At 60.7% G+C, this 22,141-nt stretch carries 20 protein-coding genes; 7 read left to right on the top strand and 13 right to left on the bottom strand.

Going from position 1 to position 22,141, the window contains the following annotated elements; genetic code table 11:
- The first annotated feature begins 195 nt into the window (after window positions 1–195).
- Entirely contained in the window at window positions 196–444 is a 249-nt protein-coding gene (locus JFT66_RS23945) for a DUF1652 domain-containing protein (RefSeq protein WP_034119379.1), read from the top strand.
- Between the two features lie 15 nt (window positions 445–459).
- On the opposite strand, the gene JFT66_RS23940 is transcribed toward JFT66_RS23945, so the two are convergent.
- Entirely contained in the window at window positions 460–822 is a 363-nt protein-coding gene (locus JFT66_RS23940; RefSeq protein ID WP_034119378.1) for an NUDIX hydrolase, read from the bottom strand.
- A 128-nt stretch (window positions 823–950) separates the two neighbouring features.
- Between JFT66_RS23940 and JFT66_RS23935 the strand changes: the two genes are divergently transcribed.
- Together JFT66_RS23935 and JFT66_RS23930 are read left to right on the top strand one after the other, a co-directional pair.
- Window positions 951–1,928, top strand: coding sequence for a Gfo/Idh/MocA family protein (locus JFT66_RS23935; protein ID WP_034119377.1), 978 nt, complete (start codon window positions 951–953; stop codon window positions 1,926–1,928).
- A gap of 45 nt (window positions 1,929–1,973) precedes the next feature.
- Window positions 1,974–2,603 (top strand): ribonuclease T2 family protein, encoded by a 630-nt coding sequence (locus JFT66_RS23930; protein WP_034119376.1) that lies wholly within the window; start codon window positions 1,974–1,976, stop codon window positions 2,601–2,603.
- 2 nt (window positions 2,604–2,605) lie between these two features.
- Here the strand turns inward: JFT66_RS23930 and JFT66_RS23925 are convergent, their stop codons facing one another.
- Window positions 2,606–4,060 (bottom strand): alpha/beta hydrolase, encoded by a 1,455-nt coding sequence (locus JFT66_RS23925; protein WP_034119375.1) that lies wholly within the window; start codon window positions 4,058–4,060, stop codon window positions 2,606–2,608.
- A 173-nt stretch (window positions 4,061–4,233) separates the two neighbouring features.
- Here JFT66_RS23925 and JFT66_RS23920 point away from each other — a divergent pair, with 173 nt between their 5' ends.
- Window positions 4,234–4,821 (top strand): LysE family translocator, encoded by a 588-nt coding sequence (locus tag JFT66_RS23920; protein WP_034119374.1) that lies wholly within the window; start codon window positions 4,234–4,236, stop codon window positions 4,819–4,821.
- Here JFT66_RS23920 and JFT66_RS23915 read toward each other — a convergent pair.
- The 11 genes from JFT66_RS23915 to gloB all read right to left on the bottom strand — a co-directional run bounded on the left by JFT66_RS23915 (window position 4,763) and on the right by gloB (window position 19,896).
- Entirely contained in the window at window positions 4,763–5,656 is an 894-nt protein-coding gene (locus tag JFT66_RS23915) for an AraC family transcriptional regulator (RefSeq protein WP_198860313.1), read from the bottom strand. The two genes, JFT66_RS23920 and JFT66_RS23915, sit on opposite strands and share 59 nt — an antisense overlap.
- Window positions 5,657–5,721: 65 nt before the next feature.
- On the bottom strand, window positions 5,722–8,184 hold the full coding sequence (locus JFT66_RS23910) for a TonB-dependent siderophore receptor (RefSeq protein WP_198860312.1): 2,463 nt from the start codon (window positions 8,182–8,184) through the stop codon (window positions 5,722–5,724).
- A 98-nt stretch (window positions 8,185–8,282) separates the two neighbouring features.
- Window positions 8,283–9,233 carry a FecR domain-containing protein gene (locus tag JFT66_RS23905; protein ID WP_198860311.1) on the bottom strand — a complete coding sequence of 317 codons (951 nt, stop codon included), beginning with the start codon at window positions 9,231–9,233 and terminating at the stop codon, window positions 8,283–8,285.
- Entirely contained in the window at window positions 9,230–9,751 is a 522-nt protein-coding gene (locus tag JFT66_RS23900) for a sigma-70 family RNA polymerase sigma factor (protein WP_034119370.1), read from the bottom strand. Before JFT66_RS23900 ends, JFT66_RS23905 begins: the two co-directional genes overlap by 4 nt.
- 289 nt (window positions 9,752–10,040) lie before the next feature.
- The gene (locus tag JFT66_RS23895) at window positions 10,041–11,642 is read right to left on the bottom strand and encodes an ABC transporter ATP-binding protein (RefSeq protein ID WP_198860310.1); all 1,602 of its coding nucleotides are present in this window, start codon (window positions 11,640–11,642) and stop codon (window positions 10,041–10,043) included.
- Window position 11,643: 1 nt separating this feature from the next.
- Complete coding sequence (locus JFT66_RS23890; RefSeq protein ID WP_198860309.1) at window positions 11,644–12,663, bottom strand: ABC transporter permease; 1,020 nt, start codon at window positions 12,661–12,663, stop codon at window positions 11,644–11,646.
- Window position 12,664: 1 nt separating this feature from the next.
- On the bottom strand, window positions 12,665–13,738 hold the full coding sequence (locus tag JFT66_RS23885; RefSeq protein WP_153838303.1) for a microcin C ABC transporter permease YejB: 1,074 nt from the start codon (window positions 13,736–13,738) through the stop codon (window positions 12,665–12,667).
- Entirely contained in the window at window positions 13,739–15,577 is a 1,839-nt protein-coding gene (locus JFT66_RS23880) for an extracellular solute-binding protein (RefSeq protein WP_153838302.1), read from the bottom strand. It abuts the gene before it with no gap.
- A complete protein-coding gene (locus JFT66_RS23875; protein ID WP_034119365.1) occupies window positions 15,574–17,403 on the bottom strand; it encodes an extracellular solute-binding protein in 1,830 nt (609 codons plus the stop codon). The genes JFT66_RS23880 and JFT66_RS23875 overlap by 4 nt, the downstream gene beginning before the upstream one ends.
- Before the next feature lie 226 nt (window positions 17,404–17,629).
- Entirely contained in the window at window positions 17,630–19,030 is a 1,401-nt protein-coding gene (locus JFT66_RS23870) for a transglycosylase SLT domain-containing protein (RefSeq protein ID WP_034119364.1), read from the bottom strand.
- A gap of 98 nt (window positions 19,031–19,128) precedes the next feature.
- Entirely contained in the window at window positions 19,129–19,896 is a 768-nt protein-coding gene (gloB, locus tag JFT66_RS23865) for a hydroxyacylglutathione hydrolase (protein WP_198860308.1), read from the bottom strand.
- Window positions 19,897–19,961: 65 nt separating this feature from the next.
- Between gloB and JFT66_RS23860 the strand changes: the two genes are divergently transcribed.
- The 3 genes from JFT66_RS23860 (at window position 19,962) to dnaQ (ending at window position 22,069) form a co-directional block, all read left to right on the top strand.
- Complete coding sequence (locus JFT66_RS23860) at window positions 19,962–20,720, top strand: class I SAM-dependent methyltransferase (RefSeq protein ID WP_034119362.1); 759 nt, start codon at window positions 19,962–19,964, stop codon at window positions 20,718–20,720.
- A gap of 85 nt (window positions 20,721–20,805) precedes the next feature.
- Window positions 20,806–21,258: a ribonuclease HI gene (gene rnhA, locus JFT66_RS23855; protein WP_003173571.1), complete on the top strand. Its 453-nt coding sequence runs from the start codon at window positions 20,806–20,808 to the stop codon at window positions 21,256–21,258.
- A 70-nt stretch (window positions 21,259–21,328) separates the two neighbouring features.
- Complete coding sequence (gene dnaQ / locus JFT66_RS23850) at window positions 21,329–22,069, top strand: DNA polymerase III subunit epsilon (RefSeq protein WP_198809844.1); 741 nt, start codon at window positions 21,329–21,331, stop codon at window positions 22,067–22,069.
- Window positions 22,070–22,141 lie beyond the last annotated feature (72 nt).

The raw sequence follows: 22,141 nt of genomic DNA, 5'->3' as shown, positions 1-22,141 counted from the left end.
CCCAAGTTTCCATCAGCTACTTGGGATTTTTTTTGCCTGCGATTTGCCCCGGGGTTCAATTCCAGGGCTGCCCACGTCTCGGAAAAATGAGTGCTGGCTAACACTTTTGCATTAATTGTTCAGTGTCCGGCAAAACCTTATCTATGCTTGCTTGCATCACTTCAATCAGGTAGATCCCAGGGAAGGGGGCTGAGCATGATTTCCATCACCGAATTCAATCGCATCATGGCCTCCGGCTTTCTGCCGCTTGCGTGTGAGTGCAGCCTCAACAGCGATGGCTCATTACGCATCAGCGTGTTCGAGCCGGCGACTGGTCGTGTCGAGGTGCTGCTGACCCGGGTATCGCCCCAAGGCCTGGACAGCATCCGTGCCATCTCCAATCTGATCGGTGAGTTGCGCACCGAGATCAGGGCCGGGCGCCGTGGGTTTGCAGCGGTAGGTTAGTTGTTGCGCACAGCGTCAGAGGCGACGCAGGAAGGCTTTGACGATGTGCCGGGTGGCGTCGGTAGTGTCCAGCTCATCCAGGGCACCGTAGGCGTGCCACTGGCAATCGACAATCTCGTTGCATGGCCGTGCCTCTTCGATATTGACCACCGAGGCCTCGAACACATGGTGCAGGGTGTCGCGGGCCTTCAGCTCTTGAAGATAGAGCAAGCCATCTACGTTTAATCCGGTTTCCTCTTCCAACTCGCGCTCCGCCGCGCCAATTGGGCGCTCGTCGGGCTCTACCTTGCCCCCCGGTAACGCCCATTTGGACCGGGCTTTGCGTACAAAGAGAATATGCTCTTCGTGTGCGCAAATGACCGTTGCACGTATCTTCAATGCCTATACCTCCCACAGCGAAACGAATGTCACAAAAGTGTAATGCAATTGCCATGCTAAGTGCTTATGGCGTGCTGGGGTGTGTATGTGGATACTGCCCGATTGATGAATACGAACGAGGACATTCAATGAAGACCATACGCTGGGGCATGATCGGCTGTGGCAGTGTCACTGAGTTGAAGAGTGGACCGGCTTTCTACAAAGCGCCAGGTTCGGCATTGGTGGCCGTGATGGGGCGGCGTATCGACGCGGTGCGTGATTATGCGGCACGCCATGGCATAGCCCGTTTCTATACCGACGCCCAGGCATTGATCAACGACCCGGAAGTGGACGCGGTCTACATCGCCACACCGCCCGACAGCCACCTTGAGTACAGCTTGATGGTGGCGGCGGCGGGCAAACATTGCTGCGTCGAAAAGCCCATGTCGCTGAATGCCGAGCAGAGTGCCTTGATGCAGCGCACCTTCGAGCGCGCCGGGTTGCACCTGTTTGTCTCCTACTACCGGCGCTCGTTGCCGCGCTTCCAGCAGGTGCGCACCTGGTTGCAGGAAGGTCGTATCGGCGAGTTGCGCCACCTGACCTGGACCCTGTGCAAACCCGCTGCTGCGGCCGACACCAACGCCGCCAATTGGCGCACCGACCCGGCGATTGCCGGTGGTGGGTACTTTGCCGACCTGGCCAGCCATGGGTTTGACCTGTTCCAATACCTGGCCGGAGATATTGTCGAGGTCTCAGGTTTTTCTGCGCGACAGGCCGGACGATATGCAGCGGAAGATGCGGTGACGGCTTGCTGGACATTCGCCAGCGGCGCATTGGGCATGGGTTGTTGGAACTTTGTGGCGGATCGTCGCGAAGACCGTGTCGAACTGATCGGCAGCCGAGGGCGCATCCAGTTTTCGGTGTTCGAAGACCAGGCAATACGCCTTGACGGTGAAACCACCGAGGTGTTGGAAATACCGTGCCATACCCATATCCAGTGGCACCACGTACTGGGCATGAACGCGCATATTCGCGGGGACACCGAGCATCCGTCGCTGGCGATCGAGGCGTTGAAGACCGATATCATCCTGGACAAGGTTTTAAAACGTTATTCCCATCATCCCTAGTCGTCCCGATAGCGTGGTGCTTCATTTTTTCAAAGGAATACGGGGATGAAATACTGGATGGTGTTGTGGCTGCTGATCGCCACAGTTTCAACTGCGGCGCCGCGCAACCAAGGGCAGCCGGGGGAATTTGATTTTTACGTGCTGTCGCTGTCGTGGTCGCCGACGTTCTGCCTGACGCACCCGGGCAACGAACAGTGCTCGGGCAAGGGCTATGGGTTTGTGCTGCACGGTTTATGGCCGCAGTACGCACGGGGAGGGTGGCCGGCGTCCTGTGCGCCGCAGTCGCGCTTGACCGACGAAGAAATGGACAAGGGCGCGGCGCTGTTCCCTACCCGTGCACTGCTCAAGCATGAGTGGGCCAAGCATGGCACCTGCAGCGGGCTTGAACCGTTGGAGTACCTGGACAAGACCGATGCAGCGCTGGGCGTGGTTGCTATCCCGCAGCAGTTGCAGCCGTTCAACACACCGCCGTCATTGCCGGCCAGTGAGATTGAGGCGTTGTTTCGCGAGAGTAACCCGCGCATGGGCAACCACGGGTTGGCGGTGATCTGCAAGGGCAAAGTGCTGTCGGAAGTGCGCGTGTGCCTGACCAAGGACTTGGCTTTTGCCGGTTGCCCGCGCAGTGTGAAAAGCCAGTGCCGTGGTGGCGATATTCGCATTCCTGCGCAGCGTTGATCTCAACGGCAGGTCTTGTCAGCTCTGATCTCACGAGGTGCCAGCAGATAGGCCACTACGGCTTCGTCCACACAGCGGTCGATACCGTTGAGTACCAGGGTGTGACCGTCGCCCTCTCGGGTGATCAGTGGGCTTTTAAACCAGGTTGCCATCTGTCGAGCGTTAACCCAGGGCGTGGTTGGGTCGAATCGCTGGCCCACCAACAGCAACGGCGGCAGGCTCGGTGCGGCCACCGGAACGTGGGCTTCAAGTGTTCCACGCACCGGCCACAGGTCGCACAGTTCCAGGCCCGACGCCTGCACCTTGAGGTAATTGGTGAAGGGCGAGGCCGCTCGAATGGCCTGTCGCTGCTGGCGCAATAGCTGAGTATCGCTTCCAGGCGCCGCGGTATCCGCACAGGAAATTACGCTCAGGGCATCATCGGCCTCTTCACCGGCATTTTCGTCAATCAACCCGGCGACCTGCTCATCGGCAATCCCGGCATTGACCTTATGCAACAAGGCAATCAGCTCGGGCCAGCGGTCAGACCACAGCAACAGCGATTGAGTGCTGAGCAACACGTCATCGGCGGTCACTTGATCCCCGTCTGTTGTGATCAGGGCAGTGGCATACACCTGACGTAAAATTCCATGAAACGCCTCGACAGCCCCGGCCTCATCGCCGGGTAAAGGGCAGTCAGGGTGTTTTGCACAGAATGCAGCAAACCGCTGGAAGGTCTGCTGATAGCCGCGCGCCTGATTCAATTGCTGGGTGAAGTCGTCTTCCGAAAGGTCCACGACACCGTCCAGCACCAGCGCACGGGTCTGCTGTGGAAACCGCTCGGCATACAGCGCAGCGATTTGGGTGCCGTATGAGTACGCCACTGCAGTTAAAACGGGTTCGCCCAGCGCAGCCCGGATCACATTGAGGTCATTGACCGCATCGTCGCTACCCATGTGCTTCAAGGTCTCTAAACCCGTGTGTTTGATACAGGCGGCCAGGGTCTTGCGGGCCTGGGCCTCTGACGCGCTGATGTCGTGTTCATCGATAACCGGTCGCTCCCGTCCGGGCACTCCACAGGAAATCTTTGGTGTTGACTGCCCAACGCCTCGCGGGTCGTATCCGACAATGTCGTAGGACTGCGTCAGCTTCGCGACGGTGTCGTCATCGGACATGAAAGGATTGATCCCCGGCAGTCCGGGACCACCGCTGATCACCACCACGCTGCCCTTTTTGACGCCGGTAGCGGGTAAGCGGGTCAGCGCCAGTCGTACCTTATCCGCCTTGGCGTCGACCGAATATGTCAACGGCGCGTCGACATAGCTGCATAACAGCGCCTCTGGTGGTTCATCTTCAAACCAGTTGTCGAACTGGCTGTTGGTGCAAGGTTGCCATTGCACAGTGCCGGACTGGGCGTGGACAGACTGGGAGATGATGATCAGGGGCAGCAGTATGAGCAGGTGCTTGAGGGTAAACATTGAGAGCGAGTCGAGGTGAAAAGGGCGCCTACATTAACCGAGATTGCGGGGCCAAAATCCTGCCGTTACACAATCACCACAAATGCTTCGCAGGGGCATTTTGTTCAATACCAGCAGGGTTTCAGCCTTTACCGTTATGTCACCTGTTTTCGCCATAACAAGAAGGGACTGCAATGAGCTTGATCATTTCCATGGCCGCTTTCGCCCTGGCTACCTCCATCACGCCGGGCCCTGTGAATGTGGTCGCCTTGAGTTCCGGTGCGCGCTTCGGCTTTGCCGCCAGCCAGAAACATGTGTTCGGCGCCGCTGTTGGTTTCACCTTGTTGTTGGTGCTGATCGGCTTGGGGTTGCATGAGGTGTTGGTGCGCTGGCCGATCCTGACCCAGTTGATCCAGTGGGGCGGGGTGGCTTTCCTGCTGTACATGGCCTGGAAACTGGCGGTGGACGATGGCCGGCTGGACGCCGATGGCACGGCAACCGCGCCGTCGATGCTGTACGGCGCGATCATGCAGTGGCTTAACCCGAAAGCCTGGCTGGCCTGTGTGGCGGGGATGGGCTTGTTTGTGGCTGATGGTGACGCTACGCAGGTATGGCTGTTCGCGGCGCTTTACCTGGTGATCTGCTACCTGTCGGTGGCGTGCTGGGCGTATGCGGGGACGTTTTTGCGCCGCTACTTGAACAACCCGCAGGGAGTGCGCGTGTTCAACCGCTCAATGGCCGCGTTGCTGGTGGCCAGTGTGGGTTATCTGCTGATGGCTTGAGGTTCTCGCGGTACTGCCCCGGTGTGGCGGCGAAGTGCTGTTTAAAGGTGCGCTGGAAATGCGCCTGGTCTGCAAAGCCTGCGGCCAGGGCTACATCGGCAATCAGCGCGCCGTTGCGCAGTTGCCTGCGGGCAAACTGGATGCGCCGGTTGACCATGAACGCGTGGGGCGTCAACCCGTAATACTGCTTGAACGCGCGGATCAGATAAGACGGCGACAGCTCGGCCGCCTGGCAGATGTCTTCCAGTTTCAAGGCTTCGGTGCAGTGGGCGCGGATGTACTCGGCGGCGCGCTCCAGCTTGTGGTTGACCTCACGCACCGCTGTCAACGAAGGGTTGAGGCGCTGCTGCACCTCAGTGAAGTAACTCACCAGCGCGCTCTGTTTTTGCAGCAGTTCGGCCTGTTCGTCCAACAGTGTCCGGTACAGTTCAAGCAAGCCTTGGTACAGCGCCGTGTCGCGGGTATGGGGCGTATCGAATGGCCGGTAACCCTGGTCGGTGCTGAAACCCAGCTGGTACTGCAGGTCGGTCAGCCACGGCGTGTCGAGGTACAGCATGTGATAGGACCAGGGCTGGTCATGGATAGGGTTGCACGCATGCACATCGCCCGGGTTCATCAGCACCACCGTGCCGGCGCTGATCTCGAAGGTCTGAGTGCCGTAGTGGTAATAGCTGCACCCGGTGGTGATCGCGCCGATGGAAAAATGCTCATGGGCGTGCCGGGTGTAAGTGACCTTGCGCCCGTCAGCGATGGTGCGCGCTTCGATGAACGGCAAGCGTTCGTCACGCCAGAAGCGCGGCGCGTGCTCGGGGAGGGCAGTAGTGTTCAGCGCCATGGCGGTAGCTTCATCCCTTGAGAGATCAAGGGGCGATCATTGCACACACCGCCAGGGCCGTCAGCCTAGAAGTCCCACTTGGTCGCCAGTTGCAGGCTGCGCGGCTCGCCATAAAAACCGGTGCCGAAGTTGCCAAGGCCGGTGTAGTACTTTTTGTCGAACAGGTTCTTCACATTCAAGGTGGTGCTCAGGTGCTCGTTGAAGCGATAGCGCGCCATCACGTCCACCAGGTAGTAGCTGTCCTGGGTTATGCGTGAGGTGTGGCCGAAGTTGACCGAGTCGTTCGGGTCTGGCCGGAACACGTTGCCGAAGAATTCGCTCTGCCAGTTCACGCCGCCGCCCACGGTGAGGTTTTGCAGGGCGCCGGGCAGGCGATAGGAGCTGAACAGGCGCACCACCTGCTGCGGTGTGGTGGTTTGCAGTACCGAGCTGTACACGTAGCCGTTATTGGCATCGCGGGTGTGCTGGTAGGTGTAGCCGGCAGAGATATTCCAGCCGTCCAGCACTTCACCGGACAGCTCGGCCTCGAAGCCCTTGGTGGTGGCGCCGGCTATCGGGCGATATACCGAGTCGGTTTCAAAGCCTGAAACGTACTCGGCGACATTGTCCTGCTCGATACGGAACGCGGCAAAACTGGCGTTCAGGCGACCGTCGTAAAACGCTGCCTTGAGGCCGGCTTCATAGGTGTCGCCTTCAATCGGATCGAGCAGTTTGCGGTCGGCGTCCTTGCTGTTTTGCGGACGGTAGATCTGGGTGTAGCTGGTGTATACCGACCACGTGTCATTGAGGTCGTAGACGATGCCGGCATAGGGCGTGACCACGCCGCTCTGGCGATAGGTGGTGCGGTTGTCGGTCTTGGTCGGGTCGTAGAAATCGGTGGTATCGGTACCACTGAAAGTGCTCACGCGAGTCCCGAGGATCACCGACAGGTCGTCCGTGGGTTTCAAGCGCGTGGCCAGGTAGGCGCCGGTCTGGCGTTGCACGATGTCGTTCTGGCCGCTGCGCGGTATATCCGGTTTGGCGTATTCGCCGTGCCAGTCAAAGATACTGCCGCCCACCGGCGGGTAGATCGAGCCGTACACCGGTACGTCCTGCTTCGAACGGGTGGCCATAAAGCCCATGATCAACTCGTGCTCGCGGCCGAACAGGCTGAATGGCCCGCTGAGGTTGACGTCCAGGGTGTTCTGCACCTGGTCGCCCTTGTACTTGCCCATGAACATATACATGCCGTCGCCGCTGACCGGGTCCGGGTTGCCGCCGCTGGCAGAACCGAGCAGGGTGTCGTGCTGGCTGCGCTTGCGGTCAAGGCTGACTTTGAGCGACCAGTCATTGGCCAGTTGCTGTTGCACCGAGGCGAACAGGGTCTGGTTCTGGAAGTCGCGGCGGCTCCAGTCGGCAGCCGGGTTGAACGAGCGCGAGAAGTTCGTGCGCGAGCCATTGCTGAAGTACATCGGGAAACCAGTCCAGCTGGCGCCACGGGAGCGGGTGTCTTGCTGGTCGATGCCGAAGGTCAGCAGGGTGTCGGGAGTGAGGTCCGCTTCGAGGATGCCGTAGGCGATGTCCTTGGTGTTCTGGTAGTGGTCCAGGTACGACTGGCGGTCCTGGTAGACGCCGACAAAACGCCCGCGCACATTACCCGATTCGGTCAGCGGGCCGGAGATATCGCCCTCGGTGCGGTAGTTGTCCCAGGAGCCGAAGGTCTGGGTGACCGAGGCCTTGAAATCCTTGGTCGGTTTTTTGCGGATCAGGTTGACCGTGGCCGATGGGTCGCCGGAGCCGCTGAGCAGACCGGCCGAGCCCTTGATGATTTCCACATGGTCGTACACCGCCATGTCGGTGCTGGTGGTGCCGTAGTCATATACGCCGTCGTAGGTGGAGTTGACGCCGTCGTACTGGAAGTTGGTGATCGGCAGGCCACGGCTGGAGAACTCCCAGCGCTCGCTGTCGTAGTTCTGCACGCTGACGCCGGGGGCGCGGCGCAGAGTATCAGCGATGCTGGTGGAGCCCTGGTCATCCATTTGCTGGCGGGTGATCACCGTGACCGATTGCGGGGTCTCGCGCATCGACAGCGGCAAGCCGGTGGCCGAGGCCATGGAGCCTGTGGTGTAGGACTGGGTATCTTCGGTGGTGGCGCCCAATGCCTGGCCGGAGATCGTCGTGGCGCCCAGTTCCAGCGCGCCGGTGTTGGCCGGGACCGGCTCCAGCACGTAACTGTTGTTGCCTTGGGGCACAGCCTGCAAACCGCTGCCCTGCAACAACTGCTGCAAACCGACGGCCGGGGTGTAGCTGCCACTGAGGCCAGGGCTGGTTTTGCCGGCCGCCAGACTGTTGTGGCCAGCGATAAAGATCCCGGATTGCTCGGCAAAACTGTTCAACACACTGACCAGCGAACCGCCGGCGATGCGATAGCTGCGGGCGGCTTCCTGGGTCGACGGCGATTGTGCGGCGTGCACCGTCGGTGCGCCGAGGCAAAACAGCGAGGTGGCCAGCGCCAATGGGCGCAGCGCAAAGCGAGCAGGTTGCGGCATGAAGGTGTCCCTTGGGATCAAATCGAACGGCGAATTGAAAACGTCTGCTGGGTTAACCGAACGAGTTGTGGAAAAGGGAACTGACTGTTGTAAGTTTTTTACCGCGCACTGACGCTGACCCACCACGGCATCAACCGCTCGACCCGGATCGGCAGTGCGGCTTGCAACAGATGCAGGGCGTGGTCGCTGTCTTTAAGCGGGAATGAGCCCATCACCGGCAACTGCGCCACCGCCGGATCACAGCCCAAATGGCCGGGACGATAACGGTTGAGTTCGGCGATCAGTTGGCCCAGAGGCAGGTTGTCGGCGAGCAGCACACCACGGCTCCAGGCTTCGCGGGCCGGGGATGCGCTGGCCGTTGCATTGAAGCCCGCGCGGGAGAACGACACCTGCTGGCCTGCCTCGATGATGCGTACCTGATCATTGACGGTATGCACTTTTACCCGGCCCTCGAACACGTTGAGCTGGGTGTGATCATCGCTTTGCAGCACGCTGAAGCGGGTGCCCAGCGCCTGCATGCGCCCGTAGTCGGTGTCTATCAGGAATGGACGGCTGGCGTCCTTGGCCGTGTCGATCAGCACTTCGCCAAAACGCAGGCGCAGCAAGCGTTGTGCCTTATCGAAACGCACATCCAGTGCGCTCAGTGCGTTCAGCCAGATATGGCTGCCATCGGCCAGCAGTGCATCACGGGTTTCGCCACGGGTGGTGGCGTAATCGGCGCTCCAGCCGCCCACCAGTCGGGGCAGGCCGGTGTTACGCCAGGTGCCCCATGCCAGCGTTGAACCGGCACACAGCACCAGCAGGGTCTTGAGGGTCTGGCGCCGCGAACTGCGCAGCGCACGACTGGCGCCATGGGCTTGTTCCATCAGGGGGGTAAAGCGCTGGCTGACCCGCTCCACGTATTGCCAGGCCGCCAGATGCTCGGGGTTCTGCGCCATCCACGCCTGCCAACGCTGTTGCTCCTGGGCGCTGCCCTGATCCTGCAGGCGTACGTACCACTGCGCAGCCTGTTCCAGGCTGGCGTGGCTGAGTTTGCCGGGTGAGCTCATTGCACCAGCATCCCGTCGAGCTCGGCTTCAAGGATCGCGCAGTGCAGCAGGGCCTGGGCCATGTATTTCTTGACCATGCGTTCGCCCACGCCGACTTGCGTGGCGATCTGTTTGTACGGCAGGCCATGCAGTTGCGCGAGCAGGAAGGCTTCACGGACCTTGCTGGGCAGGCGCGCCAGCATGGCGTCTACTTCGTAGAGCGTCTCGACGATGATGGCGCGCTGTTCCGGTGACGGCTGGGTGGTTTGCGGGCGCTGCGCGAGGCTGTCCAGCCAGGCTTTTTCCAGTTGGCGACGGCGCCAATGGTCGATGCACAAACCCCGCGCGATGGTGGCCAGGTACGAGCGCTGGCCCACGTGGTCGGCCTCGGTGAGCGGGCGGTTAAGGATACGGATGAAGGTGTCGTGGGCCAGGTCGGCGGCATCCCAGCGGTCGTTCAGGCGTCGGCGCAACAGGCCGAGCAGCCAGCCGTGGTGGGTGCCGTAGAGGTGGGTGAAGGAGGTCGACACAATATCCATCCAGCGCAAAAGAATTGGCGTAAATAAGAATTGGTCGCGATTAAAGCAAAGGGTGGCGATGTGCGCAAATGATATTGGTTTGCTATTGGGGGACTTGGCTGTGCACCATTCAAGCTGGGAGGGGGCTTGCCCCCGATGGCGGCCTGACAGCCGACCTGATCGATGCTGCGCGCGCGTACCCCTGTGGGAGCGGGCTTGCTCGCGAAAGCGGTGGGTCAGCCAACATCAATGTTTGCTGGACCGACGCCTTCGCGAGCAAGCCCGCTCCCACATTTCGCCCCGGATTCCGTCACGCAGGTACTAGAAAAGCTGCCTTTAGCAACTGCCGGGTATAAGCATGCTGCGGGTCAGCAAAAATACCTCGCGCATCACCTTGTTCCACTACCTGGCCTTGCTTGACCACCATCAACTGGTGACTCAGCGCCTTCACCACCGCCAGGTCGTGGCTGATAAACAGGTAGGTCAAGTTGTACTTGGCCTGCAAGCCGCGCAGCAATTCCACCACCTGGCGTTGTACCGTGCGGTCAAGAGCCGAGGTGGGTTCGTCCAGCAGAATCAGGCGCGGCTTGAGCACCAAGGCGCGGGCGATGGCGATACGTTGGCGTTGGCCGCCGGAGAATTCGTGGGGGTAACGATGGCGGGATTCGGGGTCCAGGCCGACTTCCTTGAGTGCCGCGATGATCGCCGCTTCCTGCTCGGCAGGCGTGCCCATCTTGTGGATGCGCAGGCCTTCGCCGACGATTTCGCTGACGCTCATACGCGGGCTCAGGCTGCCGAACGGGTCCTGGAACACTACCTGCATTTCCCGGCGCAACGGGCGCACCTGTTGCTGGGTAAGCTTGTCCAGTTGCTGGCCTTCGAAGCGAATCCCGCCTTTGCTGCCGATCAAGCGCAGAATCGCTAGGCCCAGGGTGGATTTGCCCGAGCCGCTTTCACCCACTATGCCCAGGGTCTGCCCTTGCGGCAGGCTGAAGTTGATGCCGTCCACGGCCTTGACGTAATCCACGGTGTTGCGCAAAAAGCCTTTCTTGATCGGGAACCAGACTTTCAGGTCATCCACCTCCAGCAAGGGTGGCCCCACCACGTTGCTGGCCGGCCCACCACTGGGCTCCGCCGCCAGCAATTCCTGGGTGTAGGGATGCTGGGGCGACTGGAATAGCGTCTCGCAATCGGCCTGCTCGACGATGCAGCCTTGCTGCATCACACACACACGATGGGCAATGCGCCGCACCAGGTTGAGGTCGTGGCTGATCAGCAGCAGCGCCATGCCCAGCCGAGCCTGTAACTCCTTGAGCAGTTCCAGGATCTTCAACTGCACGGTGACATCCAGGGCTGTGGTCGGCTCATCGGCAATCAGCAACTCCGGCTCGTTGGCCAATGCCATGGCGATCATCACTCGCTGGCGCTGGCCGCCGGACAGTTCGTGGGGCAATGCCTTGAGGCGTTTGTGCGGTTCGGGGATGCCCACCAGCTCCAGCAGTTCCAGGGTGCGCAGGGTGGCGAGCTTGCCGGTGAGGCCTTTGTGCAGGCCGAGCACTTCGTTGATCTGTTTCTCGATGGAGTGCAGCGGGTTCAACGAGGTCATCGGCTCCTGGAAGATCATCGCAATGCGGTTGCCGCGAATATGCCGCAGGGTCTTCTCTTTGAGCGTCAGCAGGTCCTGCCCGGCATATTCGATAGTGCCGGACGGGTGCCGTGCCAACGGGTAGGGCAGCAACCGCAGGATCGAGTGGGCCGTCACCGATTTACCGGAGCCGCTTTCGCCCACCAGCGCCAGGGTTTCGCCGCGCCTGATGTCAAAACTCACCTGGTTGACCACGCGGTGGTGATGCTCACCGGTGGCGAACTCGACGCTGAGGTCGCGGATTTCGATCAGATTGTCCTGATTCATCTCATTTCCTCGGGTCGAACGCATCGCGAGCGGACTCGCCGATAAACACCAGCAAACTCAACATGATCGCCAACACCGCAAAGGCACTCATGCCCAACCACGGCGCTTGCAGGTTGGATTTGCCCTGGGCCACCAGTTCACCCAGCGACGGCGAGCCCGCCGGCAGGCCAAAGCCGAGAAAATCCAGGGCGGTGAGGGTGCCGATGGCGCCGGTGAGGATGAACGGCAGGAAGGTCATGGTCGAGACCATCGCATTGGGCAGGATATGGCGGAACATGATCGCACCGTTCTGCATGCCCAGCGCCCGCGCCGCCCGCACGTATTCGAGGTTGCGCCCGCGCAGGAACTCGGCACGCACCACATCCACCAGGCTCATCCAGGAGAACAGCAGCATGATCCCCAGCAGCCACCAGAAGTTGGGCTGTACGAAGCTGGCGAGGATGATCAGCAGGTAGAGCACCGGCAGGCCGGACCAGATCTCCAGGAAGCGCTGCCCGGCCAGGTCGACCCAGCCGCCATAGAAACCCTGCAAGGCGCCGGCGATCACGCCGATGATTGAACTGAGCACGGTCAGGGTCAGGGCAAACAGCACCGATACGCGAAAGCCATAGATCACCCGCGCCAGCACGTCACGGCCCTGGTCATCGGTGCCCAGCAGGTTGACGCTCGAGGGCGGCGCGGGGGCGGGTACCTTCAGGTCGTAGTTGATGCTCTGGTAGCTGAATGGGATCGGCGCCCACAAGGTCCAGGCGTCCTTGGCCTTGAGCAGCTCCTGGATGTACGGGCTCTTGTAGTTGGCTTCCAGGGGGAATTCGCCGCCGAAGGTGGTCTCCGGGTAGCGCTTGAGCGCCGGGAAGTACCAGTCACCGTCGAAGTGCACGGCCAGGGGTTTGTCGTTGGCAATCAGCTCGGCGCCCAGGCTCAGCAGGAACAGGATCAGGAACAGCCACAGCGACCACCAGCCACGCTTGTTGGCCTTGAAGCGCTCGATCCGGCGGCGATTGAGGGGGGACAGGTTCATCTCAATGCTCCCGGCTGGCAAAGTCGATACGCGGATCGACCAGGGTATAGGTGAGGTCACCGATCAATTTCACGACCAGCCCCAGCAAGGTGAAGATAAACAGCGTGCCGAACACCACCGGGTAGTCGCGGTTGATCGCCGCTTCAAAGCTCATCAGGCCCAGGCCGTCGAGGGAGAAGATCACCTCCACCAGCAACGAGCCGGTAAAGAAGATGCCGATGAAGGCCGAAGGGAAACCGGCAATCACCAGCAGCATGGCGTTGCGGAACACATGGCCGTAGAGCACGCGGCGGTTGGTCAGGCCCTTGGCCTTGGCGGTGACCACATACTGTTTGTTGATTTCGTCGAGAAAACTGTTCTTGGTCAGCAGGGTCATGGTCGCGAAGTTACCGATCACCAGTGCGGTGACGGGCAGGGCCAGGTGCCAGAAGTAATCGAGGATCTTGCCGCTCCAGCTCAACTCGTCGAAGTTGTTGGAGGTCAGCCCGCGCAGGGGGAACCAGTCCAGGTAACTGCCACCGGCAAACACCACGATCAGCAGGATCGCAAACAGGAACGCGGGGATCGCATAGCCGACGATGATGGCCGAGCTGGTCCATACATCGAAGTGGCTACCGTGGCGCGTGGCCTTGGCGATCCCCAGGGGGATCGACACCAGGTACATGATCAGGGTGCTCCATAACCCGAGGGAGATGGACACCGGCATCTTCTCCTTGATCAAGTCGATGACCTTGGCGTCACGGAAAAAACTGTCGCCGAAATCCAGCTGGGCGTAATTCTTGACCATGATCCACAAGCGTTCCGGCGCCGATTTGTCGAAGCCGTACATCTTTTCGATTTCCTTGATCAACGCCGGGTCCAGGCCTTGGGCACCACGGTAGCTGGAACCGGCCACCGCGACCTCGGCCCCGCCACCGGCGATGCGGCTGGTGGCGCCGTCGAAGCCTTCGAGCTTGGCGATCATCTGCTCCACCGGGCCACCGGGGGCGGCCTGGATGATGACGAAGTTGATCAGCAGGATCCCGAACAGCGTGGGGATGATCAGCAACAGGCGGCGAACTATATAGGCCAGCATTTAATCGCCTCCGCTCGCCGTATCGGCGTTTTGCGTGGTGTCCAGGGAGACCGCCGGTTTGACGTCGGGCTTGGCCCACCAGGTGGCCGTGCCCACGTCGTAGCGGGGCGAGACCTTGGGGTGGCCCAAGTGGTCCCAGTACGCCACGCGGAAGGTCTTGATGTGCCAGTTGGGGATCACGTAGTAACCAAACTGGAGTACGCGGTCCAGCGCCCGGGCGTGGGCAATCAGGCTCTGGCGCGAGCCGGCGTCGATCAGCTCTTCCACCAACTGGTCGACGGCCGGGTCCTTGAGGCCCATGTAGTTGCGGCTGCCGGGCTTGTCGGCGCTGGAGGATTTCCAGAATTCGCGCTGCTCGTTACCGGGTGAAGTGGATTGCGGAAAGCTGCCCACCAACATGTCGAAGTCCCGCGAGCGCAGGCGATTGATGAACTGTGAGACATCCACCCGACGAATCACCAGGTCGATGCCCAGGTCCGCCAGGTTGCGCTTGAACGGCAGCAGGATGCGCTCGAACTCGGTCTGGGCCAGCAGGAACTCGATGGTCACTGGCTTGCCGGTGGTGTCGACCATCTTGTCGTCGACGATCTTCCAGCCAGCCTCCTGCAGCAGTTGGTAGGCTTCGCGCTGCTGGGTGCGGATCATGCCGCTGCCGTCGGTGCGGGACGGTTCGAACGCCTGGGTGAAGACTTCGGCAGGGATCTTGTCACGCAGCGGCTCGAGGATCGCCAGTTCATCCGGCCCAGGCAAGCCGGTGGCGGCCATTTCCGAGTTTTCGAAGTAACTGCGGGTACGGGTGTAGGCGCCATTGAATAACTGCTTGTTGCTCCATTCGAAATCCAGCAACAGGCTGATGGCCTTGCGCACGCGCACGTCCTGGAACATCGGCTTGCGCGTGTTGAACACAAAGCCCTGCATGCCGGTGGGGTTGCCGTTGGGGATTTCTTCCTTGATCAGGCGGCCCTGGGTCACTGCCGGAATGTTGTAGGCATTGGCCCAGTTCTTCGCGCTGAATTCCAGCCAGTAGTCGAACTGCCCAGCCTTCAAGGCTTCGAGGGATACGGTGCTGTCGCGGTAGTAATCGGTGATGCGGGTATCGAAATTGTAGAACCCCTTGGTCACCGGCAGGTCCTTGGCCCAATAGTCCTTGACCCGCTCGTAGCGAATCATGCGTCCGGGCTTGACCTCAGCCACCTGGTACGGCCCGCTGCCCAGGGGGATTTCCAGGTTGCCCTTGGAAAAGTCGCGGCTCGCCCACCAGTGCTTGGGCAGTACCGGCAACTGCCCGAGAATCAGCGGCAATTCACGGTTGTTGGTGCGCTTGAACTTGAACAGCACGCGCAGCGGGTCTTCGGCCACCACCTCATCGACGTCGGCGTAGTAGGTGCGATAGAGCGGCGTGCCGTCCTTGATCAGGGTCTGGAAGGTGAACACCACGTCTTCGGCGCGGATCGGGTGGCCATCGTGGAAGCGCGCTTCGGGGCGCAGGTAGAAACGCACCCAACTGTTGTCCGGGGCTTTTTCGATTTTGCCGGCCACCAGGCCGTATTCGGTGATGGGTTCATCCAGGCTCTGCATGGCCAGGGTGTCGTAGATCAGCGGCAGGTTGTCCGCCGGCACGCCCTTGCTGATGTAAGGGTTGAGGCTATCGAAGCCGCCCATGGCCGATTCACGGAAGGTGCCGCCCTTGGGGGCGTCGGGGTTGACGTAGTCGAAATGCTTGAAGTCGGCGGGGTATTTGGGCGGCTCGTTGTAGAGGGTCAGCGCATGTTGCGGGGCGGCTTGCGCCGCGGTGCACAGCAACAGGCTGGCGAGCAAAGCAGTACGCAAAGACATCATTGGGCTTTCTCCGAAGCTTTCAGCCACCACGCGCTCAAGCCCAGGCTATAGGGCGGCGTGGTGACGAAGGCGAACCGGTTGCGGTACGCCAGGCGATGATAGTTGAGGTACCAGTTGGGAATGCTGTAGTGCTGCCACAGCAGCACACGGTCCAGGGCACGGCCGGCGGCCAGTTGTTCTTCGCGGGTCTGCGCCGCCAGCAGTTGATCCAGCAGGTGATCGACCACTGGGTTGGCGATGCCGGCGTAATTCTTGCTGCCCTTGATCGCCGCCTGGCTGGAGTGGAAGTATTGCCACTGCTCAAGACCGGGGCTGAGGGTCTGGTTGAGGGTCATCAGAATCATGTCGAAATCGAATTGATCGAGGCGCTGTTTGTACTGTGCACGGTCGACGGTGCGCAAGCGCGCATCGATACCGATATGGCTCAGATTTTCGACATAAGGTTGCAGGATGCGCTCAAGGTTCGGGTTGACCAGCAGGATCTCCAGGCGCAGCGGTTGCCCGTCCTTGTCGAGCAGGCGCTGCCCCGACAGTTTCCAGCCGGCCTCACCGAGCAGGGCCAGTGCGCGGCGCAGGGTGTCGCGGGGGATGCCGCGACCATCGGTTTGCGGCAGGCTGAATGCTTGGGTGAACAGGGCCGCCGGCAGTTGGTCGCGGTAGGGGGAAAGCATCAACCACTCATGCCCGGTCGGCAGGCCGCTGGCCGAGAATTCGCTGTTGGGGTAATAGCTCACGGAGCGTTTATAGGCGCTGCTGAACAGGGTGCGGTTGGTCCATTCAAAATCGAACATCAACCCCAGGGCTTCGCGCACCTTGGCCTGGCTGAAGGCCGGGCGACGGGTGTTCATGAACAAACCCTGGCTCTGGGTGGGAATCTGGTGGGCAATCTGTGCCTTGATCACATCGCCGCGATTGACCGCCGGGAAGTTGTAGCCGGTGGCCCAGTTCTTGGCCTGGTGCTCGATATAAATGTCGAATTCGCCTGCCTTGAACGCTTCAAAGGCCACGTCGCTGTCGCGATAGAACTCCACTTCGACCTTGTCGTAGTTGTAGAAACCCTGGTTGACCGGCAGGTCCTTGCCCCAGTAATCCTTGACCCGTTCAAACACCAACTGCCGGCCAGGGGCGACCTTGGTGATGCGGTACGGCCCGCTGCCCAACGGCGGTTCGAAGGTGGTGGCCTTGAAGTCGCGGTTCTTCCAGTAATGCTGGGGCAGCACCGGCAACTCGCCCAGGCGCAGGATCAACAACGGGTTGCCGGCGCGCTTGAATACAAAGCGAATGCGGTGGCGGTTGAGGATATCGACCCGGGCCACTTCCTGCAGGTTGGTGCGGTATTGCGGGTGACCATCTGTCAGCAGGGTGCGATAGGAAAACGCCACGTCATTGGCAGTGATCGGCTTGCCGTCGTGAAAGCGTGCCTCGGGGCGCAGGTTGAACACCACCCAACTGCGGTCCTCGCTGTATTCCACTGATTGGGCAATCAGCCCGTAGCTGGAGGTGGGTTCGTCGCCGGACGGCGCGTATTGGCCGGTGCCGACCATCAAGGGTTCGTTCAGCTCATTGACGCCGTATTGCAGGAAGTTGGCGGTGGAAACCGGGCTGGTGCCCTTGAAGGTGTAGGGATTGAGGGTGTCGAAGGTGCCAAATGCCATGACCCGCAATGTCCCGCCTTTGGGCGCTGCAGGGTTTACCCAATCGTAATGGGTGAATTTGGCCGGGTACTTGAGTGAGCCGAACTGCGCGTAACCGTGGCTCTCGGTAATCGCCGCGTTCGCAGCAAAGCTCAAGGCAAGACTTATTAGTAGAAGGAGAGGACGCTTCAAGTCAGAGATCCGATCCAGGCGGCTTGGGCTTTATGATCGGTACAGTAACAGCTTGTTCCGGCTGGAAAAAGCCAGTTGGAGCGATGGCGATCCAATGTGGGAGGGGCGGTGCGACGACTCGACTTGCTCCCGATAGCGGCCTGTCAGCCAATACATAGGCTGACTGACCCACCGCTATCGGGAGCAAGCCCCCTCCCACATTAGCCTCCCGGTGTTCTTGAGGCCTTTATCTTGGCCCGGAAACTACCAGCATCTGCCCTGGCTTCAACGCCTGGCCGGTGCGTGGGTTCCAACGCTTGAGATGTTGCATCTCGACGTTGAAGCGCTTGGCGACCATGTACAGCGAGTCGCCTTTCTTGACCTTGTACTGCACCGGTTTTTTCACGGCGGCCTTGCGGGTGTCCTGCATCACCAGGGTCTGGCCGACCTTGAGTGCCTGGCCGTTGAGCTGGTTCCAGCGCTGCAGGTCATGCACATCGACCTTGTTGGCCTTGGCGATCAACGTGAGGTTGTCGCCACTGCGCACCTTGTAGCTGCGGGTACGCCCGGCAACCGCCTTGGTCTCGACTTCGTCGAACACCGGTTTTCTAGGGCGCATACTCAGCAATTCTTCCGGCTTCATCGTCGAAAGGGTACTGGTCAGCAGTTGTGCCTTGGAAGTCGGTACCAGCAAATGCTGGGGGCCGTCGAGGGTGGTGCGTTGTTTCAAGGCCGGGTTGAGCTGGAACAGTTCGTCTTCGTCGATCTCGGCCAGCGCGGCAACCCGTGACAGGTCCATGCTTTGCTTGACTTCAACCACTTCGAAGTACGGCGTGTTGGCAATCGGGTTCAGGTTGACGCCATAGGCCTCCGGCGCCAGCACCACCTGGGACAAGGCCAGGAACTTGGGCACATAGTCCTTGGTTTCCTGGGGCAGGGGCAGGTTCCAGTAATCGGTGGGCAGGCCGAGCTTTTCGTTGCGCTCGATCGCACGGCTCACCGTGCCTTCGCCGGCGTTATAGGCCGCCAGGGCCAGCAGCCAGTCGCCGTTGAACATGTCATGCAGGCGCGTGAGGTAGTCGAGGGCGGCGGTGGTGGAGGCGGTGATGTCGCGGCGGCCGTCGTAGGCGCGGGTCTGGCGCAGGTTGAAGTAGCGGCCGGTGGAGGGAATGAACTGCCACAAGCCGACCGCATCGCTGCGCGAATAGGCCATGGGGTTGTAGGCACTTTCAATCACTGGCAGCAGCGCCAGCTCCAGGGGCATGTTGCGTTCTTCAAGGCGTTCGACAATGTAATGAATGTAGAGGCTGCCGCGTTCCCCGGCATTCTCCAGGAAGGACGGGTTGCTGGCGAACCACAGGCGCTGTTGCTCGATGCGCGGGTTGACGCCTGCACCGTCCTGCAATTGAAAGCCCCGACGCATGCGTTCCCAGACATCCTGGGGCACTTCGGGGCTAGGCTTCTCTGATAGCCAAATAGGTTTTTGCTTGATCTTGGCAGCAAGATTGGGTTTGGGTTGCACGGTGGATTGTGCAGCGTAATGGGTCGATTGGCAGCCCGCCAGAGTTGCGGAAACAGCCACCGCCACGGCTTGAGCCAGGCGGGTCAATGCGTCTGAAGAAATGGATTTACGAATAGATGACGACATTGGCTGGAAGTAAGTTCCGGGCAAAAATGTCGGGCGATTCTAGAAAGCGCTTTGGTTCCGGTCAACCATTCAGAAATTACGTATCAGATTGCATCCTGTTAGAACGTATCTTTCCAAGCCCTCAAGCTAGCAAACACCTCGGCCCCAGAGCGGTTGTCGCGGCCATTCCGTTCGTCCGCTTTTTGTTTAACGGATGTTTCAGCGGTACGTAGGAAAGGGTTAGTGAGCTTTTCCAGCGCCAAGTTGGACGGCAGCGTCATTTTACCGTGGGCGCGCAGTTGGGCGACTTTTCCCACGCGTTCAGCGATGTCGAGGTTGTCCGGTTCCACCGCCTGGGCGAATCTGAGGTTACTTTGTGTGTACTCGTGGGTGCAGTAGATCAGCGTATCGTCAGGCAGTGCCGCGAGGCGTTCCAGGGAGGTGTACATCTGGTGTGGCGTGCCTTCGAACAGCCGGCCGCAACCGGCCGCGAACAAGGTGTCGCCACAGAACAACAGGCCATGGCGATAAAACGCGATATGGCCCAGGGTATGGCCGGGCACGGCGAACACCTCAAGCTCCCAGCCCAGCACGGTGATGCGGTCGTTATCGGCCAGGCCGATGTCTCGTGCCGGGATGTTCTCATTGGCCGGGCCATAGACCGTCGCGCCCCACACACGCTTGAGTTGTTCGACGCCGCCGACATGATCGTGGTGGTGATGGGTGACCAGAATGTCACTGAGCACCCACTCGGGGTGGTTCTCCAGCCAGGCCAGGACCGGCGTGGCGTCACCTGGGTCGATCACCGCGCAACGATGGCTGCGATGGTCTTGCAGCAACCATATGTAGTTATCGGTAAAGGCGGGCAGGGCACTGATCTGTATCATTGTTTGATTCGCCAAGCTGAACACATTGGTGCATCTTAGAACGTCTTGGCGAGTTGGAGAATGCAATGACCGATAAAGCGTTCGCCCAGGCCGATCCTGAGTGGCTGGCCCTGATCAGCGCGGCCCGCGAATGGTTGTCCGGGCCGATTGGGCAATTTCTGCTGGATGAAGAACGGCGCATGCTCGAAGACGAGCTGGGCCGGTTCTTTGGCGGCTACCTGGTGCATTACGGGCCCTCGGCCGAAACCCCGCCCTCGGCGCCGCAGGTGCAGCGCAATGTACGCCTGGGTGCGCCGTTGCCAGGGGTGGAGATCGTCTGCGAGGAACAGGCCTGGCCCTTGAGCGAACACGCCGCCGATGTGGTGGTGTTGCAGCATGGCCTGGATTTCTGCCTGTCGCCCCATGGTCTGCTGCGCGAAGCCGCCAGCAGCGTGCGCCCTGGTGGCCATTTGCTGATTGTCGGTATCAACCCCTGGAGCAGTTGGGGCCTGCGCCGTGTGTTCGCCCATGACGGCCTGCGCCAGGCGCGCTGCATCTCGCCGTCGCGGGTGGGGGACTGGCTGAACCTGCTGGGCTTCGCGCTGGAGAAACGTCGCTTCGGGTGCTATCGTCCGCCGCTGGCGACGGCCAAGTGGCAGGGCCGCCTGGCCGGCTGGGAACGCCGAGCGGGTACCTGGCAACTCGCGGGTGGCGGCTTCTATCTATTGGTGGCGCGCAAGATCGTGGTCGGGCTGCGGCCGGTGCGACAGGAGCTGCGCCAACCCATGGGCAAGCTGGTACCGATGCCGATGGCCAAGGTCAACCGCAAGCAAAGCGAACCCTAAACCTCTTTTTGATTTCAGGCCGGGCTGCTCGGCCTCGGGATACTGTCGGTCAATTACCGCCAACCCGTTTTGATGGATGCAACCGATGACCGATAGCGTAGAACTCTTCACCGATGGCGCCTGCAAGGGCAACCCCGGCCCGGGCGGCTGGGGCGCCTTGCTGGTGTGCAAGGGTGTGGAGAAGGAACTGTGGGGCGGCGAAGCCAACACCACCAATAACCGCATGGAGCTGATGGGCGCCATTCGTGGCCTGGAAGAGCTCAAGCGGCGCTGCAACGTGCTGTTGGTGACCGACTCGCAATATGTGATGAAGGGCATCAACGAGTGGATGGTCAACTGGAAAAAGCGCGGCTGGAAGACGGCGGCCAAGGAGCCGGTCAAGAACGCCGACCTGTGGCAACTGCTCGATGAGCAATGCAACCGGCACGACATCACCTGGAAATGGGTACGTGGGCACATCGGCCACCCTGGCAACGAGCGCGCCGACCAGCTCGCGAACAGAGGTGTGGATGAAGTGCGTGGCTACAAGCAGAGCTGACGCCAGCGCTCGTGTTAACATCGCGCCCTTTTAAATGTACCGAACCGTTGAGAGCTGAACCCTGATGGCCATCCGATCTGTTGTACTCGATACCGAAACCACCGGCATGCCGGTGACCGATGGTCACCGGATCATCGAAATCGGCTGTGTCGAACTGATGGGGCGCCGTCTGACCGGTCGTCACTTCCACGTCTACCTGCAACCTGATCGGGACAGTGACGAGGGCGCGATCGGTGTCCACGGTATTACCGACGAATTCCTCAAGGGCAAGCCGCGCTTTGCCGAAGTGGCCGATGAGTTCTTCGAGTTCATCAACGGCGCCCAGTTGATCATCCATAACGCGGCGTTCGACATCGGCTTCATCAATAACGAGTTTGCCCTGATGGGGCAGACGGACCGTGCGGACATCTCCCAGCACTGCACGATCCTCGACACCTTGATGATGGCCCGCGAGCGTCACCCGGGCCAGCGCAACAGCCTTGATGCTTTGTGCAAACGCTATGGCGTCGATAACTCCGGCCGTGAACTCCACGGCGCCTTGCTCGACTCCGAGATCCTGGCCGACGTTTACCTGACCATGACCGGTGGGCAAACCAGCCTTTCCCTGGCCGGTAATGCCTCCGATGGTACTGGTTCGGCGGAAGGTTCTGGCAACCGACCTTCGGAAATTCGTCGTCTGCCGGCTGATCGCAAGCCGACGCCGATCATCCGTGCCAGCGAGCAGGATTTGGCCGAGCATGCGGCGCGGTTGGAAGCGATTGCCAAGTCGGCCGGTGCGCCGGCGTTGTGGGCTCAGTTGACCCAACAATAGCCCTGGCTCAATACAGTAAAAAATGTGGGAGCGGCTTGCTCCCACAGTTGATCTGCATGGCCTGCAAAATCT

This window comes from Pseudomonas sp. MF6755 (genome assembly GCF_016405635.1).
In the GTDB taxonomy this organism is placed as follows: Bacteria; Pseudomonadota; Gammaproteobacteria; order Pseudomonadales; family Pseudomonadaceae; genus Aquipseudomonas; species Aquipseudomonas haemolytica.
This window is presented reverse-complemented; position numbering and strand designations above follow the sequence as displayed.

What these genes read in the sequence shown, in the direction of transcription:
- JFT66_RS23895 (WP_198860310.1), bottom strand. Translation starts at nt 11,642, where the DNA reads ATGAATCAGGACAATCTGATCGAAATCCGCGACCTCAGCGTCGAGTTC.
- JFT66_RS23885 (WP_153838303.1), bottom strand. Translation starts at nt 13,738, where the DNA reads ATGCTGGCCTATATAGTTCGCCGCCTGTTGCTGATCATCCCCACGCTG.
- JFT66_RS23910 (WP_198860312.1), bottom strand. Translation starts at nt 8,184, where the DNA reads ATGCCGCAACCTGCTCGCTTTGCGCTGCGCCCATTGGCGCTGGCCACC.
- JFT66_RS23860 (WP_034119362.1), top strand. Translation starts at nt 19,962, where the DNA reads ATGACCGATAAAGCGTTCGCCCAGGCCGATCCTGAGTGGCTGGCCCTG.
- JFT66_RS23915 (WP_198860313.1), bottom strand. Translation starts at nt 5,656, where the DNA reads ATGGCGCTGAACACTACTGCCCTCCCCGAGCACGCGCCGCGCTTCTGG.
- JFT66_RS23890 (WP_198860309.1), bottom strand. Translation starts at nt 12,663, where the DNA reads ATGAACCTGTCCCCCCTCAATCGCCGCCGGATCGAGCGCTTCAAGGCC.
- JFT66_RS23905 (WP_198860311.1), bottom strand. Translation starts at nt 9,233, where the DNA reads ATGAGCTCACCCGGCAAACTCAGCCACGCCAGCCTGGAACAGGCTGCG.
- JFT66_RS23945 (WP_034119379.1), top strand. Translation starts at nt 196, where the DNA reads ATGATTTCCATCACCGAATTCAATCGCATCATGGCCTCCGGCTTTCTG.
- JFT66_RS23920 (WP_034119374.1), top strand. Translation starts at nt 4,234, where the DNA reads ATGAGCTTGATCATTTCCATGGCCGCTTTCGCCCTGGCTACCTCCATC.
- gloB (WP_198860308.1), bottom strand. Translation starts at nt 19,896, where the DNA reads ATGATACAGATCAGTGCCCTGCCCGCCTTTACCGATAACTACATATGG.
- JFT66_RS23925 (WP_034119375.1), bottom strand. Translation starts at nt 4,060, where the DNA reads ATGTTTACCCTCAAGCACCTGCTCATACTGCTGCCCCTGATCATCATC.
- JFT66_RS23935 (WP_034119377.1), top strand. Translation starts at nt 951, where the DNA reads ATGAAGACCATACGCTGGGGCATGATCGGCTGTGGCAGTGTCACTGAG.
- JFT66_RS23880 (WP_153838302.1), bottom strand. Translation starts at nt 15,577, where the DNA reads ATGATGTCTTTGCGTACTGCTTTGCTCGCCAGCCTGTTGCTGTGCACC.
- JFT66_RS23930 (WP_034119376.1), top strand. Translation starts at nt 1,974, where the DNA reads ATGAAATACTGGATGGTGTTGTGGCTGCTGATCGCCACAGTTTCAACT.
- JFT66_RS23900 (WP_034119370.1), bottom strand. Translation starts at nt 9,751, where the DNA reads ATGGATATTGTGTCGACCTCCTTCACCCACCTCTACGGCACCCACCAC.
- JFT66_RS23870 (WP_034119364.1), bottom strand. Translation starts at nt 19,030, where the DNA reads ATGTCGTCATCTATTCGTAAATCCATTTCTTCAGACGCATTGACCCGC.
- rnhA (WP_003173571.1), top strand. Translation starts at nt 20,806, where the DNA reads ATGACCGATAGCGTAGAACTCTTCACCGATGGCGCCTGCAAGGGCAAC.